Genomic DNA, 22850 nt, shown 5'->3' with positions numbered 1-22850 from the left:
GGGCCTGGATTGATCCGGGGCAGGCCCCGGCTCTGGGATGATGGCGGCATGCGTTTTCCAATGACCGCCTCCCTCTCCCGGGGCCTGGGTGCCGCCTTGCTGACCACCCTGGCCGCCCTGCCCCTGACCCTACACGCGCAGGCCGGTGCAGCCTGCGACCCGGCCTCCACCGCCGCCGCCAGCCGCAATGCCTGCGCGGTCCAGGCCTTCCAGGAGGCCGACACCGCGCTCAACATCCGCTACCTGGACGTCATGCAGCAGCTGCCCCAGGGCAAGCGCACGGGCCTGCGCCACGACCAGAACGGCTGGATCAAGGGCCGCACGGCGCGCTGCAAGGCCGCCACGCGCGACAGCGAAACCCAGCCCGAAGGCCCGCGTCTGTACCACGAATGCCTCACGGCCGCGACACAGGAGCGCATGCAGGCGCTGGAGCGCTGGCTGCAGCACTGACCGCCGCACGCATCGACAGGCATCGACAGGCATCGACAGGCACCGAAAGCCCCCCCAGAACAACAAGGGCCCCAGAGCCCAACGCAGGAGACAAGCCAGCCATGGACTTCGAACTCAACGACGACCAGCGCGCCTTTGCCGAATCGGCCCGCGCCTTTGCCCAGGCCGAACTCGCGCCCCATGCCGCGCACTGGGACCGTGAATCCATCTTCCCGCGCGAGGCCATCGCCAAGGCGGGCGAACTGGGCTTTTGCGGCCTGTACGCGCCCGAGAACGCCGGCGGCCTGCAACTGCCGCGCCTGGATGCCACCATGGTCTTCGAGGAACTGGCCGCCGTCGATCCCTCCACCACCGCCTTCATCACCATCCACAACATGGCCACCTGGATGCTGGGCACCTGGGCCACCGACGCCGTGCGCGCCGAATGGGGCGAGGCCCTGACCAGCGGCCGCAAGCTGGCCAGCTACTGCCTGACCGAGCCCGGCGCGGGCTCGGACGCCGGCTCGCTCAAGACCCGGGCCGAACTGGCGGGGCATGAATACATCATCAACGGCGCCAAGGCCTTCATCAGCGGCGCGGGCAGCACCGACATGCTGGTGCTGATGGCCAGAACGGGCGACGCAGGCTCGGGCGCCAGCGGCATCTCCGCCTTTGCCGTGCCCGCCGACCTGCCCGGCATCAGCTACGGCAAGAAAGAAGAGAAGATGGGCTGGAACAGCCAGCCCACGCGCGTCATCAGCTTCGACAACGTGCGCATCCCGGCCCAGAACCTGCTGGGCCGCGAGGGCGAAGGCTTCAAGATCGCCATGAAGGGCCTGGACGGCGGGCGCATCAACATCGCCACCTGCTCCGTGGGCGCCGCCCAGGGCGCACTCACCCAGGCCCAGCAGTACATGCACGAGCGCAAGCAGTTCGGCAAGCCCATTGCCAGCTTCCAGGCCCTGCAGTTCAAGCTGGCCGACATGGCCACCGAACTCGTGGCCGCGCGCCAGATGGTGCGCCTGGCCGCCTCCAAGCTCGATGCCGGCGCGCGCGACGCTTCCACCTACTGCGCCATGGCCAAGCGCTTTGCCACCGATGCCGGCTTCATGGTCTGCAACGAGGCCCTGCAACTGCACGGTGGCTACGGCTACATCCGCGAATACCCGCTGGAACGCCTCATGCGCGATGCCCGCGTGCACCAGATCCTCGAAGGCACGAACGAAATCATGCGCGTCATCATCGCGCGGCGCATGCTGGAAGGCGATGCGCCGGACATGATCCGCTGATTCATCCACATCCAGCCCGCGCCATGCCCGCCCGCCCGCTCTCCGACACCACGCTGCACCTCATAGACGCCGTGCGCGAAGCCCTGGCCGGCTGCGACGACGTGCAGGAAAAGCGCATGTTCGGCTGCCATGTCTTCATGGTCAACGGCAAGCTGTGCCTGGGCGTGGAAGACGACGAACTGCTGGTGCGCCTGCCGCCCTCGCAGCACGCGGCCGTGGCCGAGACGCCGGGCCTGCGCCCGCTATCGTCCAAGGGCCAGATGGACGGCTACTTCTTCATCGGCCCCGCCGCCTACGCCACGCGCCAGCAGTGGCAGCACTGGATTGCCCAGGCCCTGGCCTTCAACCCCCACGCCAAGGCCACTCCCCCGAAAAAGCGCAAGGCCCAGGCCAGCGAACCCGCGCCCGCCGACGCAAAGACACCGCCAGAGCCGCCCGCCCCGGCCGGGCGCCGCACACGCAAGCACCCCATCTTCGGCGACGAATAAGCCCCCTTTGCAGGAGAGCCCCATGCCCATCCGCATCGTCCAGCTAGGCAGCCCCCGCCACGCCGATGAAGGCCTGCGCATAGGCACCGTGCGCCGCCCGCCGCGCGGCGTGCCCAAGGCCGAATTCGCCAGCCGCGACTACTACGACGTCTGGTACCCCGAACTCTCGCCCCAGCCCGACACCATGCACACCGCGCTCGAATCGCACCGCCTGCAGGACCACGGCCAGCAGGCCGAGGCCGACAAGCTCTGGCAGCAATTCGTGCGCAAATTCCGCAAGGAAATGGCCGAACCCGCCGCCAGCCGCACCCTGGACCTGCTGGCCGCCCTCTCGCAGCACAGCGCCTTCGCCATCGGCTGCTACTGCGAGCAGGAGGCGCGCTGCCACCGCGGCATCCTGCGCTCCCTGCTCAAGGAACGCGGCGCCGACATTGCGAACGGTGACAAGGACACCGGCGACATGGACCCCGGCGAAAACTACACCGACGACACGGTCCACTGAGACACACCACAAGCTTCACAACACAGGAGACAAGCACATGCAGATCGCATTCATCGGACTCGGCAACATGGGCGGCCCCATGGCCATCAACCTGCACAAGGCCGGCCACACGGTCAAGGCCTTCGACCTCTCCAAAGACGCCTGCGCCAAAGTCGCTGCAGAGGGCGTGAGCATTGCCGCCAGCGCCGAAGACGCCGTGCAGGGCGCAGAAGCCGTGGTCTCCATGCTGCCCGCCAGCCAGCATGTGGAAGGCCTCTTCCTCGGCCGTGACGGCGCGGCCGGCCTGCTGCAGCGCATTGCCAAGGGCGCGCTCATCATCGACAGCTCCACCATCGCCGCAGCCACCAGCCAAAAGGTCGCCAAGGCCGCCGAAGCCGCAGGCATCGCCTTCATCGACGCCCCCGTCTCCGGCGGCACGGGCGGCGCCATTGCTGGCACCCTCACCTTCATGGTCGGCGGCAGCGACGCCGACCTGGAGCGCGCCCGCCCCCTGCTCGAAAAAATGGGCGCCAACATCTTCCACGCCGGCGCCGTGGGCGCGGGCCAGACCGCCAAGATCTGCAACAACATGTTGCTGGGCATCCTCATGATCGGCACCAGCGAAGCCATCGCCCTGGGCGTGGCCAACGGCCTGGACCCCAAGGTCCTCAGCGAAATCATGCGCCGCAGCTCGGGCGGCAACTGGGCCCTGGAAAAATACAACCCCTTCCCCGGCGTCCACGAAAACGCCCCCGCCTCCAAGAGCTACGCAGGCGGCTTCGGCACCGACCTCATGCTCAAGGACCTGGGCCTGGCCCAGGAAAACGCCATGGCCGTCAAGGCCTCCACGCCCCTGGGCGGCATGGCGCGCGCCATGTACGCCATGCACTCCATCGCCGGCAACGGCGCCCTGGACTTCTCCAGCGTCATCCGCTCCCTGCAAAAGAACGGCTGACGCCCCCGGCCCCGGCCCATCTCCCCGCCCCCAATCCCGTATGCCCGCGCCTGCGTCGGGCCGCCTGCGGGGTTGCAGTCCTGCCGAAGGACAGGACTGCTTCGTCAACTGACTCGCCGCAGTTGTCTGAACGGAGCGCGCAGCGCGCAGTGAGTTCTGCGGCGGACCCCGCAGGTGGCCCTACGCAGGTTGCCCCGCAGCGCAGCGAAGGGGTCGCGGGCATTCGGGCGCGTTTCTTTGCCTACTTTCTTGCCGCGCGGCAAGAAAGTCGGTCGGCCGCCGGGCCGAAACCCGGCCTCGAAAAACAACCACCCGGCAGGGTCAAAAAGCAAGAAACCCCGGTCAATCCAACCGGGGTTTTCTCTCTTCAGACCCATGGCAGCCCTACGTAAGCTGCCACCGCCAACATCCGCCATTCCACAGAACACCCGCCAGCATCCATGACCACTACCCCCCCCACCTTCTCCCCCATGCCCACCGAGGAAGGCTATTTCGGCCCCTACGGCGGCCAGTTGGTCCCGCCCCACCTCAAGCAGGCCATGGACGACATCAACACCGCCTACGCCGAAATCACCAAACGCCAAGACTTCCAGCAGGAACTGGCCCAGCTCTTCGCCGACTACGTGGGCCGCCCAAGCCCCATCTTCCACGCGCGGCGCCTGTCGGAGCAGCTGGGCGGCGCACAGATCCACCTCAAGCGCGAAGACCTCAACCACACCGGCGCCCACAAGATCAACCACTGCCTGGGCGAGGCCCTGCTGGCCAAGTTCATGGGCAAGAAGAAGGTCATCGCAGAAACCGGCGCCGGCCAGCACGGCGTGGCCCTGGCCACGGCCTGCGCGCTGGTTGGCATTCCCTGCGAGATCCACATGGGCCAGGTGGACATCGAGAAGGAACATCCCAACGTCACCAAGATGCGCATCCTGGGCTGCAAGCTCGTGCCCGTCACGCGCGGCGCGGCCACGCTCAAGGAGGCCGTGGACAGCGCCTTCGAGGAATACCTCACCAACCCCACCGACTACATCTACGCCATCGGCTCCGTGGTCGGCCCCCACCCGTTCCCGATGATGGTGCGCGACTTCCAGAGCATCATCGGCCGCGAGGCGCGCGAGCAATTCCAGGCCAAACACGGCAAGCTGCCCGACCACGTGGCCGCCTGCGTGGGCGGCGGCTCCAACGCCATGGGCATCTTCACCGCCTTCCTGGGCGATGCCTCGGTCAAGCTCGTCGGCGTGGAGCCCTCGGGCGAAGGCACGGACAAGCCCGGCCGCCACGCAGCCACCCTCAGCATGGGCAAGCCCGGTGAAATCCACGGCATGAAGTGCTACGTGCTGGAAAACGCAGACGGCACGCCGGCTGCCGTGCACAGCATTGCCTCGGGCCTGGACTATCCGGGCGTGGGCCCGCAGCACAGCTACCTCAAGGACCTGGGCCGCGTGCAGTACGAATCCGTCACCGACAAGGAATGCCTGGACGCCTTCATGCAGCTGTCGCGCGTGGAAGGCATCATCCCCGCCCTGGAAAGCGCCCACGCCGTGGCCTGGGCCATGCGCGTGGCGCCCGGCCTGCCCAAGGACCAGCACATCCTCATCAACCTCTCGGGCCGTGGCGACAAGGACGCCGACTACGTGGCCAAGGTGCTGGGCCTCTGAACGCAGAGCTTGCGCTGGATCAAACCGCAGCACGCCGGAGGGGGCAAAGGGCGCCCTCTCCGACAACCGCTCTCCGGGACGGTAGAGACAATGGCCCCGACCATAGCCTTGTCCAACCCCATTCCCGGAAGGAGCCACACCCATGAAGCCTGCCCCGTTCGCACGCACCGCCGCCCTCTCCATCGCCCTGGCCCTGACCTGCGCCACCGCCGCCCTGCCCGCCGCAGCCAAGTCGGTGGCCGAATGGCAGACCATCACCAGCCAGGCCAAGATCCCGCTGGAACAGGCCATCACCCGCGCCACCCAGGCCGTGCCCGGCAAGGCCATCGAAGCCCAGCTGGACGACGGCGACGGCATGGGCCCGCGCTACGAAATTGAAGTCATCACACCGGCCGGCGACAGCGTGGAAGTCTGGGTCAACGCCATCACCGGCCAGGCCGCCCAGCACAAGAACGACGGCACCGCCAAGCGCAAGGACCGCCAGCGCCTGGAAAAGGCCAAATCCACCATAGAGCAGGCCATACAGGCCGCCACCCGCCACACTCCGGGCACGCCCGTCAGCGCGGAACTGGACTCCCACTGGGGCCAGACCAGCTACCAGGTCGAAGTGCTGCAGGCCAACGGCACGCTCATGGAAGTCAAGATCGACGCCGTGGGCGGCGAAGTCATCCGGGCCAAGAAGGACTGACACACCGCCCCAACCCGGCAGCGCGCTTCAGCATGGGGCGCGTTTTTTTTCGCCCATTTTTTGCCTCGTTCCCGCCATATCCGCAGGCCATCCGCGCCTGCTGCGCCCTTCAGGCCAACGCTACCGACACCCCCTCATCCGCAAACCGCTTCGCGGCCCTGAGCAGATAGCTCACGGCATAAAGAATGGGGTCGTCGGCCTCATCGCCATTGAGATGCTCCACCACCTCAATGGCATAGCCCAGGTTCACCGCCGTGTCGTGCAGCAGGCCCACCAGTTCCTTGTCTTCCGGCTCCAGCGACTGCGCCTCATCGGCCTTCACGTAGTAGATGCGCAGCAGATCGCGGCACACGCAATTGATGGCCGTGACCTTGTGGCGAGCGTGCAGGTCCAGCACATCCAGCGCGGCGCCCATGTGCAGGACGGCGTCTATGGCGAAGTCTTCGAGTTTGGGTGGGGGTGTGGTGGCTAAGACTTGCTGCTCCATCTGCGCTCCAGTCGAGAGTTACTCAGCGCCCAAGATCACTGGGCAAATGCGACGCCCATCTGCTGGAAGCGCCATCGCTGCTTTACAAAACTCCAACTATAGGTGGAAGACTATCTGCACGCAAACCCGGAAGCTTTGCTCACTTTAGTGAGCAGATATGACAGAACTTGATAAAGCCTTTGGAAGCCTGTTGCGTGAGCTACGCAATGAGCGTGCACTGTCCCAGGAAGCCCTTGCCGCGGAAGCCGGGCTGGCGCGCAACTACATCAGCCAGTTGGAGCTTGGTAGCAAATGTCCGAGCCTTCGGTCTGTTTTCAAGCTGTGCAAGGTGTTGGGGGTTGCGCCGGGGGATGTGGTGGGTGAAGTGGATAAACGATTGGAAAAGCGTGAAAGTGGCACCCAGTGAAGGAATGCTGTGGCCAACACGAGTCACTCGTCGGCACGGCAGAATCTAGTTCGATGGCAATAACCAGACACCGAAAAATCCCGCTGACCGTCCTCAAAGAAGCAGCTCGGCTTGCAACCCGAACTGCGCTTGAGCCGTTCGAGCGCATACCCGACGATGTCGGCCTGACATTGGGAACGTTCTGGCAGGGAGATGAGGTTGTTTTCGAGCTGCACATCGCGAAGGAGCGACCCAGGGACGCGGCGGTACTCACGGAGGCCCGTGTGAACCAGTATGACGGGCAGGTGCGGTCCGTCCGTGTTTTTGAGGAAGCTATAGCGAGCGTTGCGGCGAAGCGGAACGCATAGACCTGAGGCGACTGTGAATTCAACTGGCCATTCGTGGCATAAACAGAGTCCCCCTGCAAACTGACATTCGAATCGAGCATTGGACCTCGTGAAGCACACCACCTATTTTCAGATTGAGCCATCAGCAGTTGCGCTGGCCACATTCCCATCAGTCCTCGCGGCGGAAGAGGCGTACATGCTCCTACAGCCCGTGCTGACAAGCAGGTGCTGGGCGGACAGATCGGCTTGGCGCCAAGGGGCAGTTGCTATGGCTGTGAAACTTCTCTACCTTGCGCGCGTCCGTGAGTATGAGTTCCTGTCCTCTTCACCCGACGCCTGTCGCGTCCTTGGCTCCGACAGCATCACCACTCAGGTGTTTGACCGCTGGTGGACTATTCGCGAGATGCCCTGGGAGGCTCCTTCTGAGCATTGGGAATGCTACTTGGCGGCGGTCTCGACAAAAGTTGAGGCGACGGGCCACTTTGCCGTCGACGAGTTGCTCCAAGTCATTTCGGAGCGCCGAGCATCCCTGCCGCGGATTTGAGATGGCTAAAAGCAGTCAATCCCACTATGACTACTGTGCTTCGGTGTACTAGACCAGAGGTCATTGCTTCATGGCTAGCACTCATTGAGCAAATTGCAGTCATTGTGTTGCATGGACTGGTTGAATTCAAAGCCCAAAGCTGACATGGATAGGACAGCCCAATTTTTTCCACAAACTAACGCTGAATTGACAGAATAGCTGGGCGCTACTTCACCACCCGACAACAAGCCTTGGCGAAGTATCTCAAGGGGATGATTGATTTTTAAATTGCTCCGCAAAATTCTGCCGCGAGATCCGCTAGCCGAAGCACCCTACCGTCAGCATTATTTTTTCTTTGCTCTTACTCGCAATAGCTTGCGCCGTAGTGCCGTTCTCGATGACAGTTTGGACATAGCGCTATCGCGTTTTCAACCGTGTCTGCACCGCCTTCTCCAAGCGGTTGGCGATGATGAACTTCGAGATACGGGCGCCCGTCTTTCCGCAAAAATGGCGCGACTTGGTGGCAGCCTTGGCACACGCCGTTCGCAATCACAAGAGCTTCCGCGATTACATCGGGATTGCGCTTGAAAACCCGCGCCAGCACGATTTGCTGTTCCGGCATCGTCCCAGCTTGCCGGAGCCGCAGCGCGCGCGATTCGGGCGCATCTGCCAAAGCTTTTTTAACTTGGTCGTCGAGCGAGAGGGGCATTTCATCGAACCGAGCCATTTCGCGAAGCCTGACAACAAATTCCGCATGAACACGGCGCAGCCCCGGCTCATTTCCGGTAATTTCATGTAAATACATAATGTGACTCATGACTGATTGTAGAGCAGTCATCAGGTCAACTGGTCCACCTTCAGCAATACGATTAAGCATGAACCGAAGCCCGTCTGCGCTTACGGTGGTTTTAAACGTCCTGCCTCGGCGCATGGCGAGAAAACAGCCGATGTATCCAATCGCCGTGCGCTCCGCAATGCCATATTCTGCCGCAACGGCATTTTTAGCATAGGTCAGCTTTGCCGTTCCTTCAAGCACCTTCCTCGCAGCTTCATACGCTGCCGCGAAAATTTCTGGCGTAACTGTGGCGCGTGCCATGCGTGTCGATCCTTTTTCGAATGCTGATTGGCAATGATAAACCGTCGATCAGGGAACTGGCTGACTCAAGTTTCGATAACTAGTTCGCGCATAAGTCATCACATCTCCTCCATGAAAACTACACGCGGCTTTCGATCCGCATTCCACCGACCGCTCCGAATTCGATTGCAGCCGCCGGCAGGCGTAACCTTTGGATGCCTGAGTGGAATCGAACTACTACAGCAGCAACAGGTCAGGAGCATCCAATCAAAACAAGGGAAAACAGTCGTTAATCATTTGAATTGACACCTCAGTCATAAACGCTGAAACAATGAATATTTGGATGTATTAAGAGAATTCAACTGAGAATTTAAAAGGATGCGATATCAAGCCAAGATGCCTCCCCTCCTTGTTAAGCGTAAAGTAGACAGTAAACCCTGTGTAACTATATTCGTTTTTATTCCTATCCGCCTCAAAACCAAGTTCCACACGAAAGTCACCGTCTTTCTGTGATTGAAATGGACCGATAATTATTGAATTAAGAAACCATTCCCCACTATCTTTCATAAAAGACTCTAGTAGAGCAATCGATTTTTTCCTTATCAAATAATATTCAGAAATTATTATCTTTGCATCCTCAAGTGCCGCAATGCTGGGCCCCTCATCGGTCCCACAAAGAAATAACTCTGCTCCATCTTCTGCTTGCGAAAACCACTCATTTGTTTTTTGTTGTTTTTTTAATTTATTAAGATCAAACATACAAAGACGAATTAAACAATAAAGGACGCAAAATGATACATCACAGTAACACCTAACGCAATGCGAACCCAGCCAGCGGCCCTTCTCCGCCTTCACAATGAAGCTTGCCGGCGGCGCAATGAAGGTCTCCTGTGGATCGAACACCGATAGTCCGCAGTTGGGAGACTGGGTTCTCATGAGCAACCAAGTCCAATATCCCCCATAGTTCTCTGTGGAAAGTTCGCCCTTGGCTTGCGGGAGGGATGAATCCAGCGTGAGCGTAGAGCCCGGCCATCTTGAGATTCAGGTCTGTGAGGTAGGAGTGCAGAAATCTTGCGGCCAGGCCAGAAATCATGATCCCCACCAACATAAAGAAGATTCTCATCATTGTTTTTTACAGTTGATTTACGGCGGTCTCAAATATGAAGTGCAAAACCTAAGCTTCAGGTAACTTGCACGGATGACTTCACCATACACACTGGCAACCAGAGGATTGCCTGACCTTGGCATCCCGGAAGTGGCTGAGCCTGCGTGCAGCGTTCAGGAGCCTTCATGCGAACACCAGGCGACAGATACCGCTCGGCAACGCTGCTCCGTGCAGACGCACCGCACTCAGGTGTACGGCCCCAAGACGTCAAGCAGCATTCTTCAGCCTGAAGCAGGAGAAAGCCCTATGACAATCCGCCCGCATGGTTGCACCCGCACAACGCTGCGCATCCCTCAGAACACCGGCAGGCGAGCGGCCCACATCGGGCTTTGCCCAGGCTCCACAGCGTCAACCCTGCATACAGCCCCCTGACGCCCCTGCGCCGTATAACGTCTTGACACGCTTTTGGGCTGCAAGGTGGCTGCGCACCTCCGAAATCCTTGGAACACTCTGCGCCACGCGCCGAAGAGCGAGGCAGTTCGTTGCCACGCCCCGGCCTCTGCCTGAAAGCCCACAATGCACCCCACACCACAGGCTGCAGCCTCCACGCTGCAGCCGCCCGACCGCGCGCCCGCGGATTCCTTGCCTGCCTGCGCAGAGCCCGGCCACCTCGGCCACGAACCGAAGAGCTCCCTGATTCCTCCCGCCGTGGCCTCCTCCCTTGCGGCCGCGCTGCTGGTGGCCTGCGGGGGCGGTGGGGGCGATTCAGCCCCCGGCACCGGCACTGGCGGCTCTGGAGCCGGCCCTGGTGGCGGAACCGGTACGGGCACCACGGCCACCCCCGCCAGCGATGAAGAAGCCGCGCGTTTCCTGCTGCAGGCGCAGTTCTCGGCCACCGACGAGGAGATCGCAGCGCTGCGCGCCAAGGGCTACGGCCCCTGGCTGGCCGAGCAGTTCGCGCTGCCCGTGGACACCACGGGCACGGCCTGGCTGATGCAGCGCGGCTACGGCGTGGCAGAGGCCGGCACGCGCTACGACAACGTCTCGTATCCCTCCGACTTCATGCTCTGGAGCCAGCTTTTCACGGAGCGCGACGCCGTGCGCAAGCGTGTGGCATTGGCGCTGTCGGAGATCATGGTGGTCTCCACCACGGGGCTGGAGCAGCCCTGGAGCATCTTCCTGGCCTCCGGCTACTGGGATCTGCTGAACCAGCATGCCTTCGGCAACTTCCGCACGCTGCTGGAGGCCGTCACGCTCAGCCCGGCCATGGGCATCTACCTGAGCACGCGCGGCAACCAGAAGGAAGACGCCCGCAGCGGCCGCCAGCCCGACGAGAACTACGCCCGCGAGGTGATGCAGCTGTTCACCATCGGCCTCTACCGCCTGAATCCCGACGGCACCGAGCAGCGCGACGGCAGCGGCAACCGCATCGATACCTATTCGGCAGCCGATGTGAGCAACCTGGCGCGCGTCTTCACCGGCTACGACTACGACACCAGCAAGAACCAGCCCACCAACCTGAGCGGCAGCACGGTGACGGGGCTGCAGCAGGCGCTGCTGCCCATGGCCTTCAACGCCGCGCGCCATTCCACGCTGGCCGCCACTTTCCTGGGCACCACCGTGGCTGCGGGCACGTCGGGGCCAGCGGCGCTGAAGGCGGCGCTGGATACGCTGTTCAACCACCCCAACGTGGGGCCCTTCATCGGGCGCCAGCTGATCCAGCGCCTGGTCACCAGCAACCCCAGCCCCGCCTATGTGGGGCGCGTGGCCGCCGCTTTCGCCGACAACGGCAGCGGCACGCGGGGCGACCTGCGCGCCGTGATCGCCACCGTGCTGCTGGACCCGGAGGCGCGCGGCGCGGCAGGGCTTGCCAGCCCCCAGTACGGCCGCCTGCGCGAGCCCATGGTGCGCTTCGTGCAGTGGGGCCGCACCTTCGGGCTGCGGTCGGCACGCGGCACCTGGAAGATCGACAACCTGAGCGACCCGGCCACCCGCCTGGGCCAGAGCCCGATGCGCTCGGGCTCGGTGTTCAACTTCTTCCGCCCGGGCTACGTGCCGCCCTCCACGCCCCTGGCCACGACGGGCCAGGTGGCGCCGGAGTTCCAGATCGTCACCGAGACCAGCGTGAGCGGCTACCTGAACTTCATGCAGAACGTGATCCGCTTCGGCTACTACGTGAACGCGCCAGACCTGCCCCAGGGCGGCAGCAGCGCAGCCAACGGCTTCGATATCACCTGCAGCTACGCCAACCTGCTGCCCCTGGTGGCCGACGCCGCCGCGCTGGTGCGCAAGGTGGCGCTGCTGCTGTCGGCAGGGCAGGTATCGGCCGCCACGCAGGCGCGCATCGTGGCAGCGCTCAATGCCACGCCGGTGACGGCCACCAGCAACACCGCCACCCAGCTCAACCGCGTGGCAGCCGCCGTGCTGCTGGTGATGGCCAGCCCCGAATATCTGGTGCAGAAGTGACCGAACAAGTGACCGAACGTCTGCAAAGCAAAGCGACATCTCCATGAATTTCATCGACCCCGCCCGCCACACGCGCCGCGCATTCCTGCGCCGCAGCACGCAACTGGCCGCCGCCGGTACCGCCCTGCCCTTCGCCCTGAATCTTGCCGCGCTGGGCGAGGCCGCCGCCTTCGAGGCAAGCGACTACAAGGCGCTGGTCTGCGTCTTCCTCTATGGCGGCTGCGACTACGCCAACACCGTCGTGCCCTACGACAGCACCCGCTACGGGCAGTACTCCGCCATCCGCGGCGGCAACAGCGATGGCACGGCCGGTGGCATTGCCCTGGCCCGCGCCGCGCTGGGCAATACGCTGCTGCAGCCCCGCACGGCGCTGGCCGGTGGCATGCAGTACGCGCTGCACCCATCCATGACGGGCCTGGCCGGCCTCTTCAACGCGGGCCGCGCTGCGGTGCAACTGAACGTCGGCCCGCTGCTGGTGCCGCTCACGCGGGCCCAATATGCCACCGGCGACCGGCGCAGCTACCCGCTGCCGCCCAAGCTTTTCTCGCACAACGACCAGCAGTCGGTGTGGCAGTCGCAGGGCGCAGAAGGCTCCACCCTGGGCTGGGGCGGCAACCTGGGCGACCTGGCGCTGTCGTCCAACGCCACGTCGCTCTTCACCTGTATCTCGGCCACGGGCAACGCCGTGTTTCTCTCGGGCGACCAGGCGCTGCAGTACCAGATCAGCCCGGGCGGCGCCGTGCCCATCAACGCCGTCAAGGGCACCAGCGTCTATGGATCGACCGCCGTGCGCGGCCTGTTGAGCGAGCTGGTGCAGACGGCCGGCAGCCACGCGATGGAGGCCGAGTACGCCCGCGTCACGCAGCGCTCCATCAGTGCCGAGGGGCAGATCTCTTCAGCCCTCTCCAGCGCCAGCCTGTCCACCGCCTTCCCTGCCAACAACCCGCTGGCCGACCAGCTCAAGGTGGTGGCCCGGCTCATCGCCGGACGCAACGCGCTGGGCACGCGCCGGCAGGTGTTCTTCGTCTCGCTGGGCGGGTTCGACCTGCACGACAACCTGATCGCCAACCAGCCGCAGCTGCTCGACAAGGTGAGCAGCGCCATGACGGCCTTCTACAACGCCACGGCCGAACTCGGCGTGGCCGACAAGGTCACGGCCTTCACCGCGTCGGACTTCGGCCGCACGCTGACGTCCAACGGCGACGGCTCCGACCATGGCTGGGGCAGCCACCACTTCGTGGTGGGCGGCGCGGTGCGTGGCGCGTCCTTCTATGGCGCGCCGCCGCCCATCAGCGTGGGAAACGGCAGCGGCAGCGAGGACCAGTGGCATGTCGGCCAGGGGCGCCTGTTGCCCAGCACTGCCGTGGACCAGTACGCCGCCACCCTGGCGCGCTGGTTCGGCGTGGCGAATACCGAGCTGGCGGGGGTGCTGCCGCACATCGGCAACTTCGGCGGCTCGGCGTATCCCATCGATCTGGGGTTCATGGGCTGAAGCCGTGCGCGCCGGGCCTGCACGGCCGATTCGAGTCAGCCTCTGGGTGGCCCTGAGGGCGCCTTTGACAATTCCGAATTTTCAGGGACCGGGATTGCGAAGACGATGGGGCCACTCAATTCAAGTGGAGACAAAAATGCGATTCGAATTCCGCCCAATTGCCACACCAATTGCCACCACAATTGCCACGCTGGCCCGGCGTGCACGGCACGGCTTGTTCATCGCAGCGGCCCTGTCCGGCGCGCTGGCGCAGGCGGCACCGCTGCCGTTGGACATGGCCACGACTTCCGAGCAGCGGTTTCAACTGGCCCTGGAGGCGCAGACTGCGGGTGACTACGCCTCCATGCTCGCGTTGCTGCGCCAGGCGGCCCGGGATGGCGAGCCACAAGCCCAGGAAACACTGGCATGGATTCTTCTGGCAGGCCCAACCCTGTATGGCACCGCGGTGAAAGCGGATCGCTGCGAAGCAGTGCACTGGCTGCGGCAAGCCGTGGCAAAAGGAAATCAAACGGCCAAAAGCCAGCTGGATTTCCTGAACCGCCTGCGCAATGCGCCGAGTGGCAAGATGGCTTGCACATCCGAGTGGGAAGGGTGATATGCGCAAAATCATTTTCGGATCGCAGCGCCATCCTCAAGAATGCGCTGCGGGTGCAACGCCACTGGTACCACGCCTGGAGCCCTGACCACCGCACCACGGACTTGTGCCCCTCCTCGCCCTGCCCTCAACCCGTATTCACCTCGCCCTCACCCAGCATTCACCAGCGCCTTCGCAAACGCCCCTTCGCCCGCCACAGTCAACACCAGTTTTTGTGTCGCCCGCGTCGCAGCCACATAGAACAGTTTGGCCTCGTCCGCCGCATCTTCGCCTTCACGCGGCATCTGCCCCACTCCTGCAACGGCCACGACCGGGAACTCCAATCCCTTGCTGGCGTGCATTGTCATCACTTTGATGGTGTCGGCCAGTGGATCGAAGTCACCTGAACGATGTCGCACGCGATGCGGCAGTTTTCGGCGGCCAAGTGCCATGGCGCACTGGTTCATGGAGTCGTGATCGCGGCACAGGATGGCCATGTCACCCCAGGCGTGGCCTTCCTGATGCGCCGCAGCCAGCAGCTCGGCGATCTTGGCGGGTTCGTCCCGCAAGCTCGGCAGGCGCACGATCAGCGGCTCCTGCCCTTCGCGGCCGCAGCTGATGGGTTGCACCAGCGGAACACCGTCCTCATCCTGGGCATTGGGTTGCAGGAACTCGGCGGCGACGCGGTTGGCGATTTGCAGAATCTGCCTGGTGTTGCGGTAGTTGATCTTGAGAATGGTCGTGCGCCCAGAGGCCTGGATTCCCACGCTTTTGAAGCTGAACCCACGTGCCTTGCTCTTGCCATAGATGTTCTGGGCGCTGTCGTACAGGATCAACAGGCTGTTGGTCTCGGGGTCCACCATCTGGGTGACGAGCTTGAGCCATTCAGGCTGAAAGTCGTGCCCCTCGTCGACCATCACGGCCTGGTATTGCCCGGACGGAATCTGTTGCCGGTCCACGCCGCGAATCACAAACTCCACCATCTGATCAAACATGCCCGGGCCCTGAGCGGGTAGCGTCTGGCCATAGGCCACCAATTGCTGGCGGCACCACTTGTGGAAGTTGCGGGCGTGCACCCGATCGGCCAGGCCCTTGGCCGCAAACCAGGCATTGAGCTTCACGGCCAAGGGCTCGTTGTAGCAGAGCACGAGGATGGGCTTGGTCGAAGCGGTCTTGGCCAGGTGTTCTGCACGATAGCCAAGAATCATGGTCTTGCCTGAGCCGGCAACTCCGTGGATCACGCGATGCCCATCGCCCAGGCTGCGCGCGAGTTGCTCCTGCTGCAAGTCCATGACGCGCATGATGTCCGGCAGCTCGTCCGCGTCTTCCGGCAGAAGGCTGCCTTGCACCGGAACACGCACCTGCGGGAACATGATCCACCGCGTGCGCTCAAGCTGCGGCACCGACATGGCTTTGCCGAAAGCGTGGGGGAACATGTTCCACAGGCGCTGCTGAAAAGCCTCCGAATCAACGGATTCCAGCATCTCGTCCTTGCAGATGACCAGATGCGCATCAATCGTCTGGTCCAGTGCAGATTCTTCAAACTGCTTGCGCGTGATGTTGGTGAACACCACGCCGCTGCCCCAGGGAAATGCCAGCTTTCCCTGATGAGGGCCTTCGCCGTGAATGAGTTGCTGATCCCGCTCCAGTGCATTGACCACTTGAATGGCGCAGTGTCGCGCCTGGGCTGCCGGATTGATGACGACCTTGGGTCTTCCATCCACGATGAGCGTCCAGGCCTGTTTGGTCGCCTCTTGAACCGTCTCGAGCCGCCAATCCTTGGTCTCAAGAATCAAAACGCCCCTGCGTGGATGAATGACGACAAAGTCAGGATGCGTCTGCTTGGGGCCGATGGGCACGTCATACCAGAGCATGTAATCGTCTTCGAGCTTTTGCTCCAACCGCTCGGCCAGGCGTCGCTCGCCAGGCGTCATGCGCCCAACGCACGCGCCCATCGCAGGAATCAGTACCGCCACTTTCTTCTCCTCTACAGAGCGGCTGAGGATACCGCACGCACCATCTCTTCAGGAATTCGATGACTGGCCAATCCCAAGCCATCGAAAATCCGGAATTGAATTCTGAACGGCTCTCTGTTGAATTTCCTCGACTCACGCGGAAACCAGCATGGAATTTGAAGGCGCTTCTGAAATGGCCAAGCAGAGGAGGATTTGATTGTGAAAGTGCTTGGCTCGGACGTATGCCTGCCATCTACGCACTCGACGACTACCGCTTTGGGCAATGCCGTAAGACTGCTGGAGGTCGAAAGGTCCAGCCATTGCGGCAACCCCGCACTTTCGCCGCAACGGCGGCGCTGCTCCGTGCAGATGCCAGAGGAGGCGACATCAGCGTTGCGGCCCGTCGCAGCGCCTTCGCGCTGGACGAACCGCCCTGGATCGCCTTGGCCCCGTTGTCTTGCCTATGCCAAGCAGTCGCAGTCGTTCAGGGAGCGCCGTATTCGCTCAGTTTCTTGCTGAACTTAAAGGTCCACAGTCGCTGCGTGCGGTCGTTGACGTCATTGGTGGTGAAGCGAAGGCTCGCCGCGCCCTTGGCGCATTGGCCGTCCTTCACGATCTTGCCTTCGGCGTCCACCATGCATTTGGTGACGTTCGAGCCTTCGATTTCCTTGCCGCTGGCGTCCAGCACGGCCAGCGAAACACCGAAGTCGGTGTCGTTGGTCAGCGCCAGCGTGTAGTCATCGACCAGCGCCAGGCCTTCGGCCTTCTCGGCCACCCAGCCGGTGGCGTTCAGGTTGAAGAGCCGGGTCTTCTTGAGCGTCACGACCTTGGAATAGTCCGAGCCATTGACCGGCTTGCCAGTCAGGCTGCTCTTTTCCAGGTCGGAGCCCAGCGCGGTGATGTCGGTGGCGTTGGCCGGAAACTCGATCAGAACCAGGTCGTTGAAGACTTTCTTGTTCTTGCCCGTGCCTTGCTCGATGGCGATGAATTTCCCCTTGCCCAGTGAGACCACATCACCCAGCTTGGCATTGCCGGTCTTGCCTTGGTTGTACCAGCGGCTGTCCACGGGCAAGGCAAACAGGCGGGTTTTCTCGGTGGTCGGGTCAAACTCCACCCAACGCACAAAGCGAGCGTAGTCGCGCACGTTCTCCGATTTGCCAGTGGCGTCGGCAACGGCAGCGGTGGTGTAGTCGGCCTTGCCGTCGTCCAGGGGGCTTTGCAGGAAACCGTGCAGCTTGCCGCTGGCCACATCAATGCTCAGCCCCTCCATGCCACGGTTGGCGCGGCGCTTGGCGAGAATGGCCGGCAGATCGGCCGCGCCAGTGCCAGGCCCGTATTTCTTCTGGATGATGCCGGTCGCCGGGTCGACCTTCACGATGAAGGGTCCGTATTCGTCGGACACCCACAGCACATTGCGTGCGGCATCCACCACCACGGATTCCGTGTCCAGGCCGAATTCGCTGTAGCCCTTGGCCTTGCCGGGATAGGTGAAGGAGTCGTCCAGGACTTGCTCGCCCGTGTTGCCTGTGATGCCCCGTGGCTGCACTCGGCCGTTGGCGTTCTGTGTGGCGCTGAATCTGAGCGGCAGGGTGGAGACGAGCCTGGCTCCGTCCTTTCCGAGGGCGATCACGCCGATGGACGGAGTGAAGTTGGGCGAAGGAAACACGGTGGAACTGGCAAAGCCCGCGGGATTGGAGCCGTCGGTGATCTGCGTGACCGGGCCGGTGGTCGCGTTCGGGCCGCGATCGGTGATGGCGTAGAACTCCAGCGTGCCGTCGGCACGCCTGCCCTTCAAGGCCAGGCCCGAACCGTAGGCTGGCAGAAAGCCCTTGGGGAAATCGGCCTTGGTGGCGGGGTGTTGGCCTTCGTAGGGGAAATAGAACCGGTCGTCGAACTGGACGTCCTGGCGCGTGACGGTGGCGCGGATGCTGCCGACGCCAGTGGTCTGCGTCACCGTCTCGGAGCCGGCGACTTGGAGCGGGCGGGTGTCGGCGCAGGCGCTCAGCAAGGCAGCCGCGGCGGCGATCACTGCCATCAGGCAGGAAGAAGAAGTGGGGGGTCGCATGGCGAGTAGGTCTTGAGAAGAAGAGGCAAGCCTGATAGACAGATCGGCAGATCGGCAGGCCCTGCTTGGCAAGGGCCTGCCCAAGCTTGAAGGCTTCGTTTCTGGAAAAGGCGCTGTGCCGCTCAGAACGAGTGGCTGATGCCCAGATCCATACCGGTCGAGCCGGCGTTGGCCACACCCGCAGGGCCGCCGATCAGGCCGACGCTGGCGCCGTTCTTGTTGTTGACACGCGCCAGCCCGGCGTACAGAGAGGTGCGCTTGGAGAAGTCGTAGACATATCCGATCGAATACTTGTCGGCCTTGCCGCCGCTGCGCGTGAGGGCAGAGGCGTTGCCGCTGAACTTGGCGCTGGCGTACTTGATGCGCAAGCTGCCTGGCCCCATGGGGATGGTTGCGCCCAGGTAGAAACCATCCACCTTCCCGGAGGTTGCGCCGTTGACGGGCTCCCACTTCAGGCTGTTGTATCCGCCATTGAGCAGGAAACTGCCGAAGTTGTACGAGGCGCCCAGCACCAGGTCTTCCAGATCGCTGGTTGCGGCGATGGCGCTGGGTGAAGCCACGGCCGCGGTACCGTCGATCCGGCCGTAGCCGATACCCACGTTCAGCGGGCCAGAGCGATAGCCCAGGTTGCCGCCTATGTACCTGCGGGCCTTGCTTGCGCCAGAGCCGGAGGCGTTCTCGTCACCAAAGGAAACCGAGAACTGGCCATAGATACCGCCCAGGTCGCTCGGCAGGAGGTAGCCCACGGCGTTGCTGATGCGCGTGCGGTCGACCACGCCGCTTTGGCTGGCGGCGTTATAGGCAGTCTGGCGGATCGTCTGGAACAGATTGGCCTGCACACCGGTGGTGGTGTCGGGGCCCGCGAAAGCGGTGAAGATGTTGTAGCTGGGGGTGTAGTCGCGACCCAGCCGGATTTCACCCCAGGAATTGTTGCTCAGCCCGATCGTGGAGCGGCGCTCGAAGCCAAGGGAGCCGCTGCTGCCGCCAGAGCCGACATCGGGGTTGAGGCCGCCTTCAAGCCAGAGCTGAGCTCGGTTGCCGCCGCCGAGGTCCTCCGTGCCGCGCAAGCCAAGCAAGCTGGTCTTGCCTTGGCTGGAGTTCAGTGCATTGAGCCTGTTGCTGCCGGACTTGGCAACGGTGACACCGACGTCCACCACACCAAAAATGGTGACGGAAGATTGTGCCAGGGCCAAGCTGCAAGAAGAGGCGAAGAATGTGCCCATCGCGAGTCCCAGAATGCGCGAGCACGTTTTTTGATTTTTCATTGGCGAGATACGAACTGAACTTATTAATGAGAATGACGGTAGCCTCCTGCCACCGCTGCGGGAACTCTAGGCAACACATAAGTATTCTTCGTGACAGCTGTGCTGTGTGACATGAAAGTCACAGCAGCGGCGGTGCCTGCGGCACGTTTCCCGCAAGGAAGCCCCATCGCCGCCACCCTTCAGCCATGGCCTGCACGACGGAGCAGATCATTCATTGCCGATTTGTTTGATTCATATTCGAGAAATTGGCGGAAATATGCATTCTTTTGCCATTTTCTAAATAAGTTTCTCGACTTCCATATCTTCAATGGAACATTTCGAGCGTTCGTCGACCGATTCATCGGTCATTGGGGACCCAAATTCAGCCCATTGCACAGCCAGTTCAACCCCGTAGTCCCTGGGAGGGCGAAGTCCCACAAGAATTGCCGCACCGAGGACTGCAGCCTCAACATCGGTCGCACCAGCAGTCACAGCTATGATCCCCAGCAGCATCGCCGTCCCCGCCAGCGGCGAGCTGCCCCCTCTCCTCCACCCAACGCCTCGCTCCATCCCCCCATGATCCAAGAGTCCGAAGAGATTGCCCTGCTTCGCGAGGAAAACGCCCGGCTGCGGGCGCAACTGGCGATTGCCACGGCGGGCCATGCCAGCGCCGTACAGGGCGCGGGCGCCAGCGATCAGGACCCTTTCGATGCGCAGGTCGCGGACCAGAAGACGCTGTTTTCGGATTTCATCGAGCATCTGCCGATAGGCCTGTGCCTGGTGGGCAAGGGTGGCAAGGTGCTGATGTCCAACCCGGCCTACCGCCATTTCCTGCCGGACACCCCCATCCCTTCGCTGCTGTCGGCCGAGGAAGACCGCGGGCGCTGGCGCAGTTGGGACAAGGATGGCAAGCCCGTTCCCCGCGACCAGTTTGTGGCCGCCCGCGCGTTCCGCGGTGAGTTGGTGGTGCCGGGCGTTGACTGTGTCTATGACACGCCCCAGGGGCTCGAGGTATGGACGCGCGTTTTCGGGGTGCCGCTGCGCAATGCGGACAAGGAAGTCGTGGCCACGGCCATCGCCATTTTGGACATCGATGCGGAACGGCGGGCGCTGGACATGTTGCGCCAGAGCGAGGAGCGGCTGGATGCGCTGGTGCGCTCCTCCTCGGAAGTGCGCTACTCCATCAGTGCGGACTGGAGCGAGCTGCACCAGCTGGCAGGCGGCGGGTTCATCCCTGACACGCAGGCGTCCAACACGAACTGGCTGGAAGACTACATCCCCCCGGAGGACCGCGACCTGGTGCGCGCGGAGATCGCGCGGGCCATCCGCACGAAGACGGACTACGTGATCGAGCACCGGGTGAACCGCGTCGATGGCAGCGTGGGCTGGGCGTTCTCGCGCGCCGTGCCGCTGTTCGATGCCGCAGGCGCCATCACCGGCTGGCTGGGAGCGGCCTCCGACATCACCGAGCGCAAGCAGGCCCAGGCCGCGCTGGAGCGCTTGAATGCCACGCTGGAGGAACAGGTGGCAGAGCGCACGGCCGACCGCAACGCGCTGTGGCAGCTGTCATCCGACATCATGATGCGCTGCACGTTCGAGGGCATCATCACTGCGGTCAACCCGGCCTGGACCGAGGTGTTGGGCTGGCGTGAAGACGAGCTGCTGGGCACCACGCTTTTTCATCTCATCCATCCGGAGGATCTGGCGCGCACCATCCAGGACACGCAGGAGCTGGCCACCGGCATGGCGCATGCCCGGTTCGACAACCGGTACCGCCATCGGGACGGGAGCTACCGCTGGATCTCCTGGTCCACCCGTTCGGCGGCAGGCCGCATCAATGCCGTGGGCCGCGACATCACCTCCGAAATGGCCAAGGCCGAAGCGCTGGCCAAGGTGCAGGAGCAGCTGCGCCAGTCGCAGAAGATGGAGGCGGTGGGCCAGTTGACGGGTGGCCTTGCGCACGACTTCAACAACCTGCTGGCGGCCGTCATGGGCAATCTGGAGCTGCTGCAGCGGATGCTGGCGCGCGGCCAGGTGGACAACCTCACGCGCTTCATCCATGGAGCGCAGGGGGCGGTGCGGCGCGCCGCCACGCTCACGCAGCGGCTGCTTGCGTTCTCGCGCCGGCAGATCCTGGACTCCAAGCCCACCGATATGGCCGCGCTCCTGGCCGATTGGGAGGACCTGCTGCGCAGGACCGTGGGCGCCAGCGTGGACATCGACATCGTGCCGGCAGCCCATCTGTGGCATGCGCAAATCGATGGAACGCAGCTGGAGAACGCCATCCTGAACCTGTGCATCAACGCCCGCGATGCCATGCCCGAAGGCGGCCGGCTGACCATCAGGACAGCCAATATCGAGCTTGAAGAGGCGGCAGCCCGGGAGTGGGACCTTCCGCCGGGCGGCTATGTATCGCTGTGCGTCACCGATACGGGCACCGGCATGTCTGAGCAGACCATTGCGCGCGCCTTCGAGCCGTTCTACACCACCAAGCCGGTGGGCCATGGAACGGGGCTGGGGCTGTCGATGATCTACGGTTTCGCGCGGCAATCGGGAGGAGCGGTCAGGATCTTCTCCCAGCCGGGCCAGGGCACCACCGTCTGCCTGTATCTGCCCCGGTGCGACGCCGCGCCCGTTGCAGAACGCGCGGTCGATGCGGCAAGGCAGGTGGTCGTTCCTGCCCAAAGGACCTTGCTGGTCGTGGATGACGAAGCCCCGATCCGCCATCTCATCGACGAGGCGCTTGTCGACCTGGGCTACACGGTGCTTGCCGTGGCCGATGCAGCCGCCGCGCTGCAGGTACTGCGCGCCGGAACCCGGGTGGACATGCTGATCACGGACATGAGGCTGCGCGGCGGAATGAACGGCAAGCAGCTTGCCGACGAGGCTCGCCTGGCCCGTTCCGACCTGCCGGTGCTCTTCATCACCGGGTTCACCGAGGCATCTCCGCTCAGCCAGGAAAACCTGCACCCCGGTACGCAGCTTCTGACCAAGCCGTTCACATTGGATGCGCTGGCGCTCAAGGTGGCGGAGATTCTGGGCAGTACAGACGCTGTGCCATCGGACTGAGTCGTGTGGCTGGGGCCGTGGTGACCGGCGGATTCCGGGCGCCTGTCTCGCAGCGCGAGCCGTGCTCCTCTGCCAACATAG

At 63.3% G+C, this 22850-nt stretch carries 19 protein-coding genes; 13 read left to right on the top strand and 6 right to left on the bottom strand.

The window, feature by feature from the left end:
- The first annotated feature begins 48 nt into the window (after positions 1–48).
- The 7 genes from PO605_RS25765 to PO605_RS25735 all read left to right on the top strand — a co-directional run bounded on the left by PO605_RS25765 (position 49) and on the right by PO605_RS25735 (position 5982).
- On the top strand, positions 49–450 hold the full coding sequence (locus PO605_RS25765; protein WP_334313822.1) for a lysozyme inhibitor LprI family protein: 402 nt from the start codon (positions 49–51) through the stop codon (positions 448–450).
- Positions 451–551: 101 nt separating this feature from the next.
- Positions 552–1718, top strand: a complete 1167-nt coding sequence (locus PO605_RS25760; protein WP_016446004.1) for an acyl-CoA dehydrogenase family protein — start codon at positions 552–554, stop codon at positions 1716–1718.
- A 23-nt stretch (positions 1719–1741) separates the two neighbouring features.
- Positions 1742–2206, top strand: a complete 465-nt coding sequence (locus tag PO605_RS25755; protein ID WP_272207081.1) for a TfoX/Sxy family protein — start codon at positions 1742–1744, stop codon at positions 2204–2206.
- Between the two features lie 22 nt (positions 2207–2228).
- Positions 2229–2708: a DUF488 domain-containing protein gene (locus PO605_RS25750; RefSeq protein ID WP_016446002.1), complete on the top strand. Its 480-nt coding sequence runs from the start codon at positions 2229–2231 to the stop codon at positions 2706–2708.
- Between the two features lie 37 nt (positions 2709–2745).
- Positions 2746–3642, top strand: coding sequence for a 3-hydroxyisobutyrate dehydrogenase (gene mmsB, locus PO605_RS25745; protein WP_272207080.1), 897 nt, complete (start codon positions 2746–2748; stop codon positions 3640–3642).
- Positions 3643–4082: 440 nt separating this feature from the next.
- Positions 4083–5294, top strand: a complete 1212-nt coding sequence (trpB, locus tag PO605_RS25740; protein WP_047219003.1) for a tryptophan synthase subunit beta — start codon at positions 4083–4085, stop codon at positions 5292–5294.
- Between the two features lie 142 nt (positions 5295–5436).
- Positions 5437–5982: a PepSY domain-containing protein gene (locus PO605_RS25735; RefSeq protein ID WP_180317117.1), complete on the top strand. Its 546-nt coding sequence runs from the start codon at positions 5437–5439 to the stop codon at positions 5980–5982.
- A gap of 109 nt (positions 5983–6091) precedes the next feature.
- Here the strand turns inward: PO605_RS25735 and PO605_RS25730 are convergent, their stop codons facing one another.
- Positions 6092–6469 (bottom strand): hypothetical protein, encoded by a 378-nt coding sequence (locus PO605_RS25730; RefSeq protein ID WP_272207079.1) that lies wholly within the window; start codon positions 6467–6469, stop codon positions 6092–6094.
- A 157-nt stretch (positions 6470–6626) separates the two neighbouring features.
- On the opposite strand from PO605_RS25730, the gene PO605_RS25725 reads away from it, so the two are divergent.
- On the top strand, positions 6627–6875 hold the full coding sequence (locus tag PO605_RS25725) for a helix-turn-helix domain-containing protein (RefSeq protein ID WP_272207078.1): 249 nt from the start codon (positions 6627–6629) through the stop codon (positions 6873–6875).
- Between the two features lie 435 nt (positions 6876–7310).
- Entirely contained in the window at positions 7311–7745 is a 435-nt protein-coding gene (locus PO605_RS25720) for a hypothetical protein (RefSeq protein ID WP_272207077.1), read from the top strand.
- 340 nt (positions 7746–8085) lie between these two features.
- On the opposite strand, the gene PO605_RS25715 is transcribed toward PO605_RS25720, so the two are convergent.
- The gene (locus tag PO605_RS25715; RefSeq protein ID WP_272207076.1) at positions 8086–8820 is read right to left on the bottom strand and encodes an HNH endonuclease; all 735 of its coding nucleotides are present in this window, start codon (positions 8818–8820) and stop codon (positions 8086–8088) included.
- A gap of 327 nt (positions 8821–9147) precedes the next feature.
- On the bottom strand, positions 9148–9558 hold the full coding sequence (locus tag PO605_RS25710) for a hypothetical protein (protein ID WP_272207075.1): 411 nt from the start codon (positions 9556–9558) through the stop codon (positions 9148–9150).
- 922 nt (positions 9559–10480) lie between these two features.
- Between PO605_RS25710 and PO605_RS25705 the strand changes: the two genes are divergently transcribed.
- From PO605_RS25705 to PO605_RS25695, 3 genes are all read left to right on the top strand, one after another.
- Positions 10481–12370, top strand: coding sequence for a DUF1800 domain-containing protein (locus PO605_RS25705; protein WP_272207074.1), 1890 nt, complete (start codon positions 10481–10483; stop codon positions 12368–12370).
- Positions 12371–12413: 43 nt separating this feature from the next.
- A complete protein-coding gene (locus PO605_RS25700; protein WP_046988224.1) occupies positions 12414–13862 on the top strand; it encodes a DUF1501 domain-containing protein in 1449 nt (482 codons plus the stop codon).
- 136 nt (positions 13863–13998) lie between these two features.
- A complete protein-coding gene (locus PO605_RS25695; protein ID WP_272207073.1) occupies positions 13999–14457 on the top strand; it encodes a sel1 repeat family protein in 459 nt (152 codons plus the stop codon).
- Positions 14458–14606: 149 nt separating this feature from the next.
- Here the strand turns inward: PO605_RS25695 and PO605_RS25690 are convergent, their stop codons facing one another.
- The 3 genes from PO605_RS25690 to PO605_RS25680 form a co-directional block, all read right to left on the bottom strand.
- Complete coding sequence (locus PO605_RS25690) at positions 14607–16370, bottom strand: DEAD/DEAH box helicase (RefSeq protein WP_209803514.1); 1764 nt, start codon at positions 16368–16370, stop codon at positions 14607–14609.
- 505 nt (positions 16371–16875) lie between these two features.
- Positions 16876–18456: an esterase-like activity of phytase family protein gene (locus tag PO605_RS25685; RefSeq protein WP_272207072.1), complete on the bottom strand. Its 1581-nt coding sequence runs from the start codon at positions 18454–18456 to the stop codon at positions 16876–16878.
- Positions 18457–18578: 122 nt separating this feature from the next.
- Positions 18579–19679, bottom strand: coding sequence for a porin (locus tag PO605_RS25680; RefSeq protein ID WP_334313823.1), 1101 nt, complete (start codon positions 19677–19679; stop codon positions 18579–18581).
- A gap of 597 nt (positions 19680–20276) precedes the next feature.
- Here PO605_RS25680 and PO605_RS25675 point away from each other — a divergent pair.
- Positions 20277–22769, top strand: a complete 2493-nt coding sequence (locus PO605_RS25675; RefSeq protein WP_272207070.1) for a hybrid sensor histidine kinase/response regulator — start codon at positions 20277–20279, stop codon at positions 22767–22769.
- The last annotated feature ends 81 nt before the right edge of the window (positions 22770–22850 follow it).

The sequence above is a fragment of the Delftia sp. DT-2 genome, from assembly GCF_028401915.1.
In the GTDB taxonomy this organism is placed as follows: Bacteria; Pseudomonadota; Gammaproteobacteria; order Burkholderiales; family Burkholderiaceae_C; genus Comamonas; species Comamonas tsuruhatensis.
The sequence above is the reverse complement of the archived record's forward strand: the minus strand, read 5'-3'. Positions and strand labels throughout refer to the sequence as shown.

Coding starts and splice junctions, on each gene's coding strand:
- PO605_RS25710 (WP_272207075.1), bottom strand. CDS start 9,558: ATGTTTGATCTTAATAAATTAAAAAAACAACAAAAAACAAATGAGTGG.
- PO605_RS25760 (WP_016446004.1), top strand. CDS start 552: ATGGACTTCGAACTCAACGACGACCAGCGCGCCTTTGCCGAATCGGCC.
- PO605_RS25700 (WP_046988224.1), top strand. CDS start 12,414: ATGAATTTCATCGACCCCGCCCGCCACACGCGCCGCGCATTCCTGCGC.
- PO605_RS25750 (WP_016446002.1), top strand. CDS start 2,229: ATGCCCATCCGCATCGTCCAGCTAGGCAGCCCCCGCCACGCCGATGAA.
- PO605_RS25690 (WP_209803514.1), bottom strand. CDS start 16,370: ATGACGCCTGGCGAGCGACGCCTGGCCGAGCGGTTGGAGCAAAAGCTC.
- PO605_RS25685 (WP_272207072.1), bottom strand. CDS start 18,456: ATGCGACCCCCCACTTCTTCTTCCTGCCTGATGGCAGTGATCGCCGCC.
- PO605_RS25755 (WP_272207081.1), top strand. CDS start 1,742: ATGCCCGCCCGCCCGCTCTCCGACACCACGCTGCACCTCATAGACGCC.
- PO605_RS25735 (WP_180317117.1), top strand. CDS start 5,437: ATGAAGCCTGCCCCGTTCGCACGCACCGCCGCCCTCTCCATCGCCCTG.
- PO605_RS25765 (WP_334313822.1), top strand. CDS start 49: ATGCGTTTTCCAATGACCGCCTCCCTCTCCCGGGGCCTGGGTGCCGCC.
- PO605_RS25715 (WP_272207076.1), bottom strand. CDS start 8,820: ATGGCACGCGCCACAGTTACGCCAGAAATTTTCGCGGCAGCGTATGAA.
- PO605_RS25695 (WP_272207073.1), top strand. CDS start 13,999: ATGCGATTCGAATTCCGCCCAATTGCCACACCAATTGCCACCACAATT.
- PO605_RS25680 (WP_334313823.1), bottom strand. CDS start 19,679: ATGGGCACATTCTTCGCCTCTTCTTGCAGCTTGGCCCTGGCACAATCT.
- mmsB (WP_272207080.1), top strand. CDS start 2,746: ATGCAGATCGCATTCATCGGACTCGGCAACATGGGCGGCCCCATGGCC.
- PO605_RS25675 (WP_272207070.1), top strand. CDS start 20,277: ATGATCCAAGAGTCCGAAGAGATTGCCCTGCTTCGCGAGGAAAACGCC.
- PO605_RS25725 (WP_272207078.1), top strand. CDS start 6,627: ATGACAGAACTTGATAAAGCCTTTGGAAGCCTGTTGCGTGAGCTACGC.
- trpB (WP_047219003.1), top strand. CDS start 4,083: ATGACCACTACCCCCCCCACCTTCTCCCCCATGCCCACCGAGGAAGGC.
- PO605_RS25730 (WP_272207079.1), bottom strand. CDS start 6,469: ATGGAGCAGCAAGTCTTAGCCACCACACCCCCACCCAAACTCGAAGAC.
- PO605_RS25705 (WP_272207074.1), top strand. CDS start 10,481: ATGCACCCCACACCACAGGCTGCAGCCTCCACGCTGCAGCCGCCCGAC.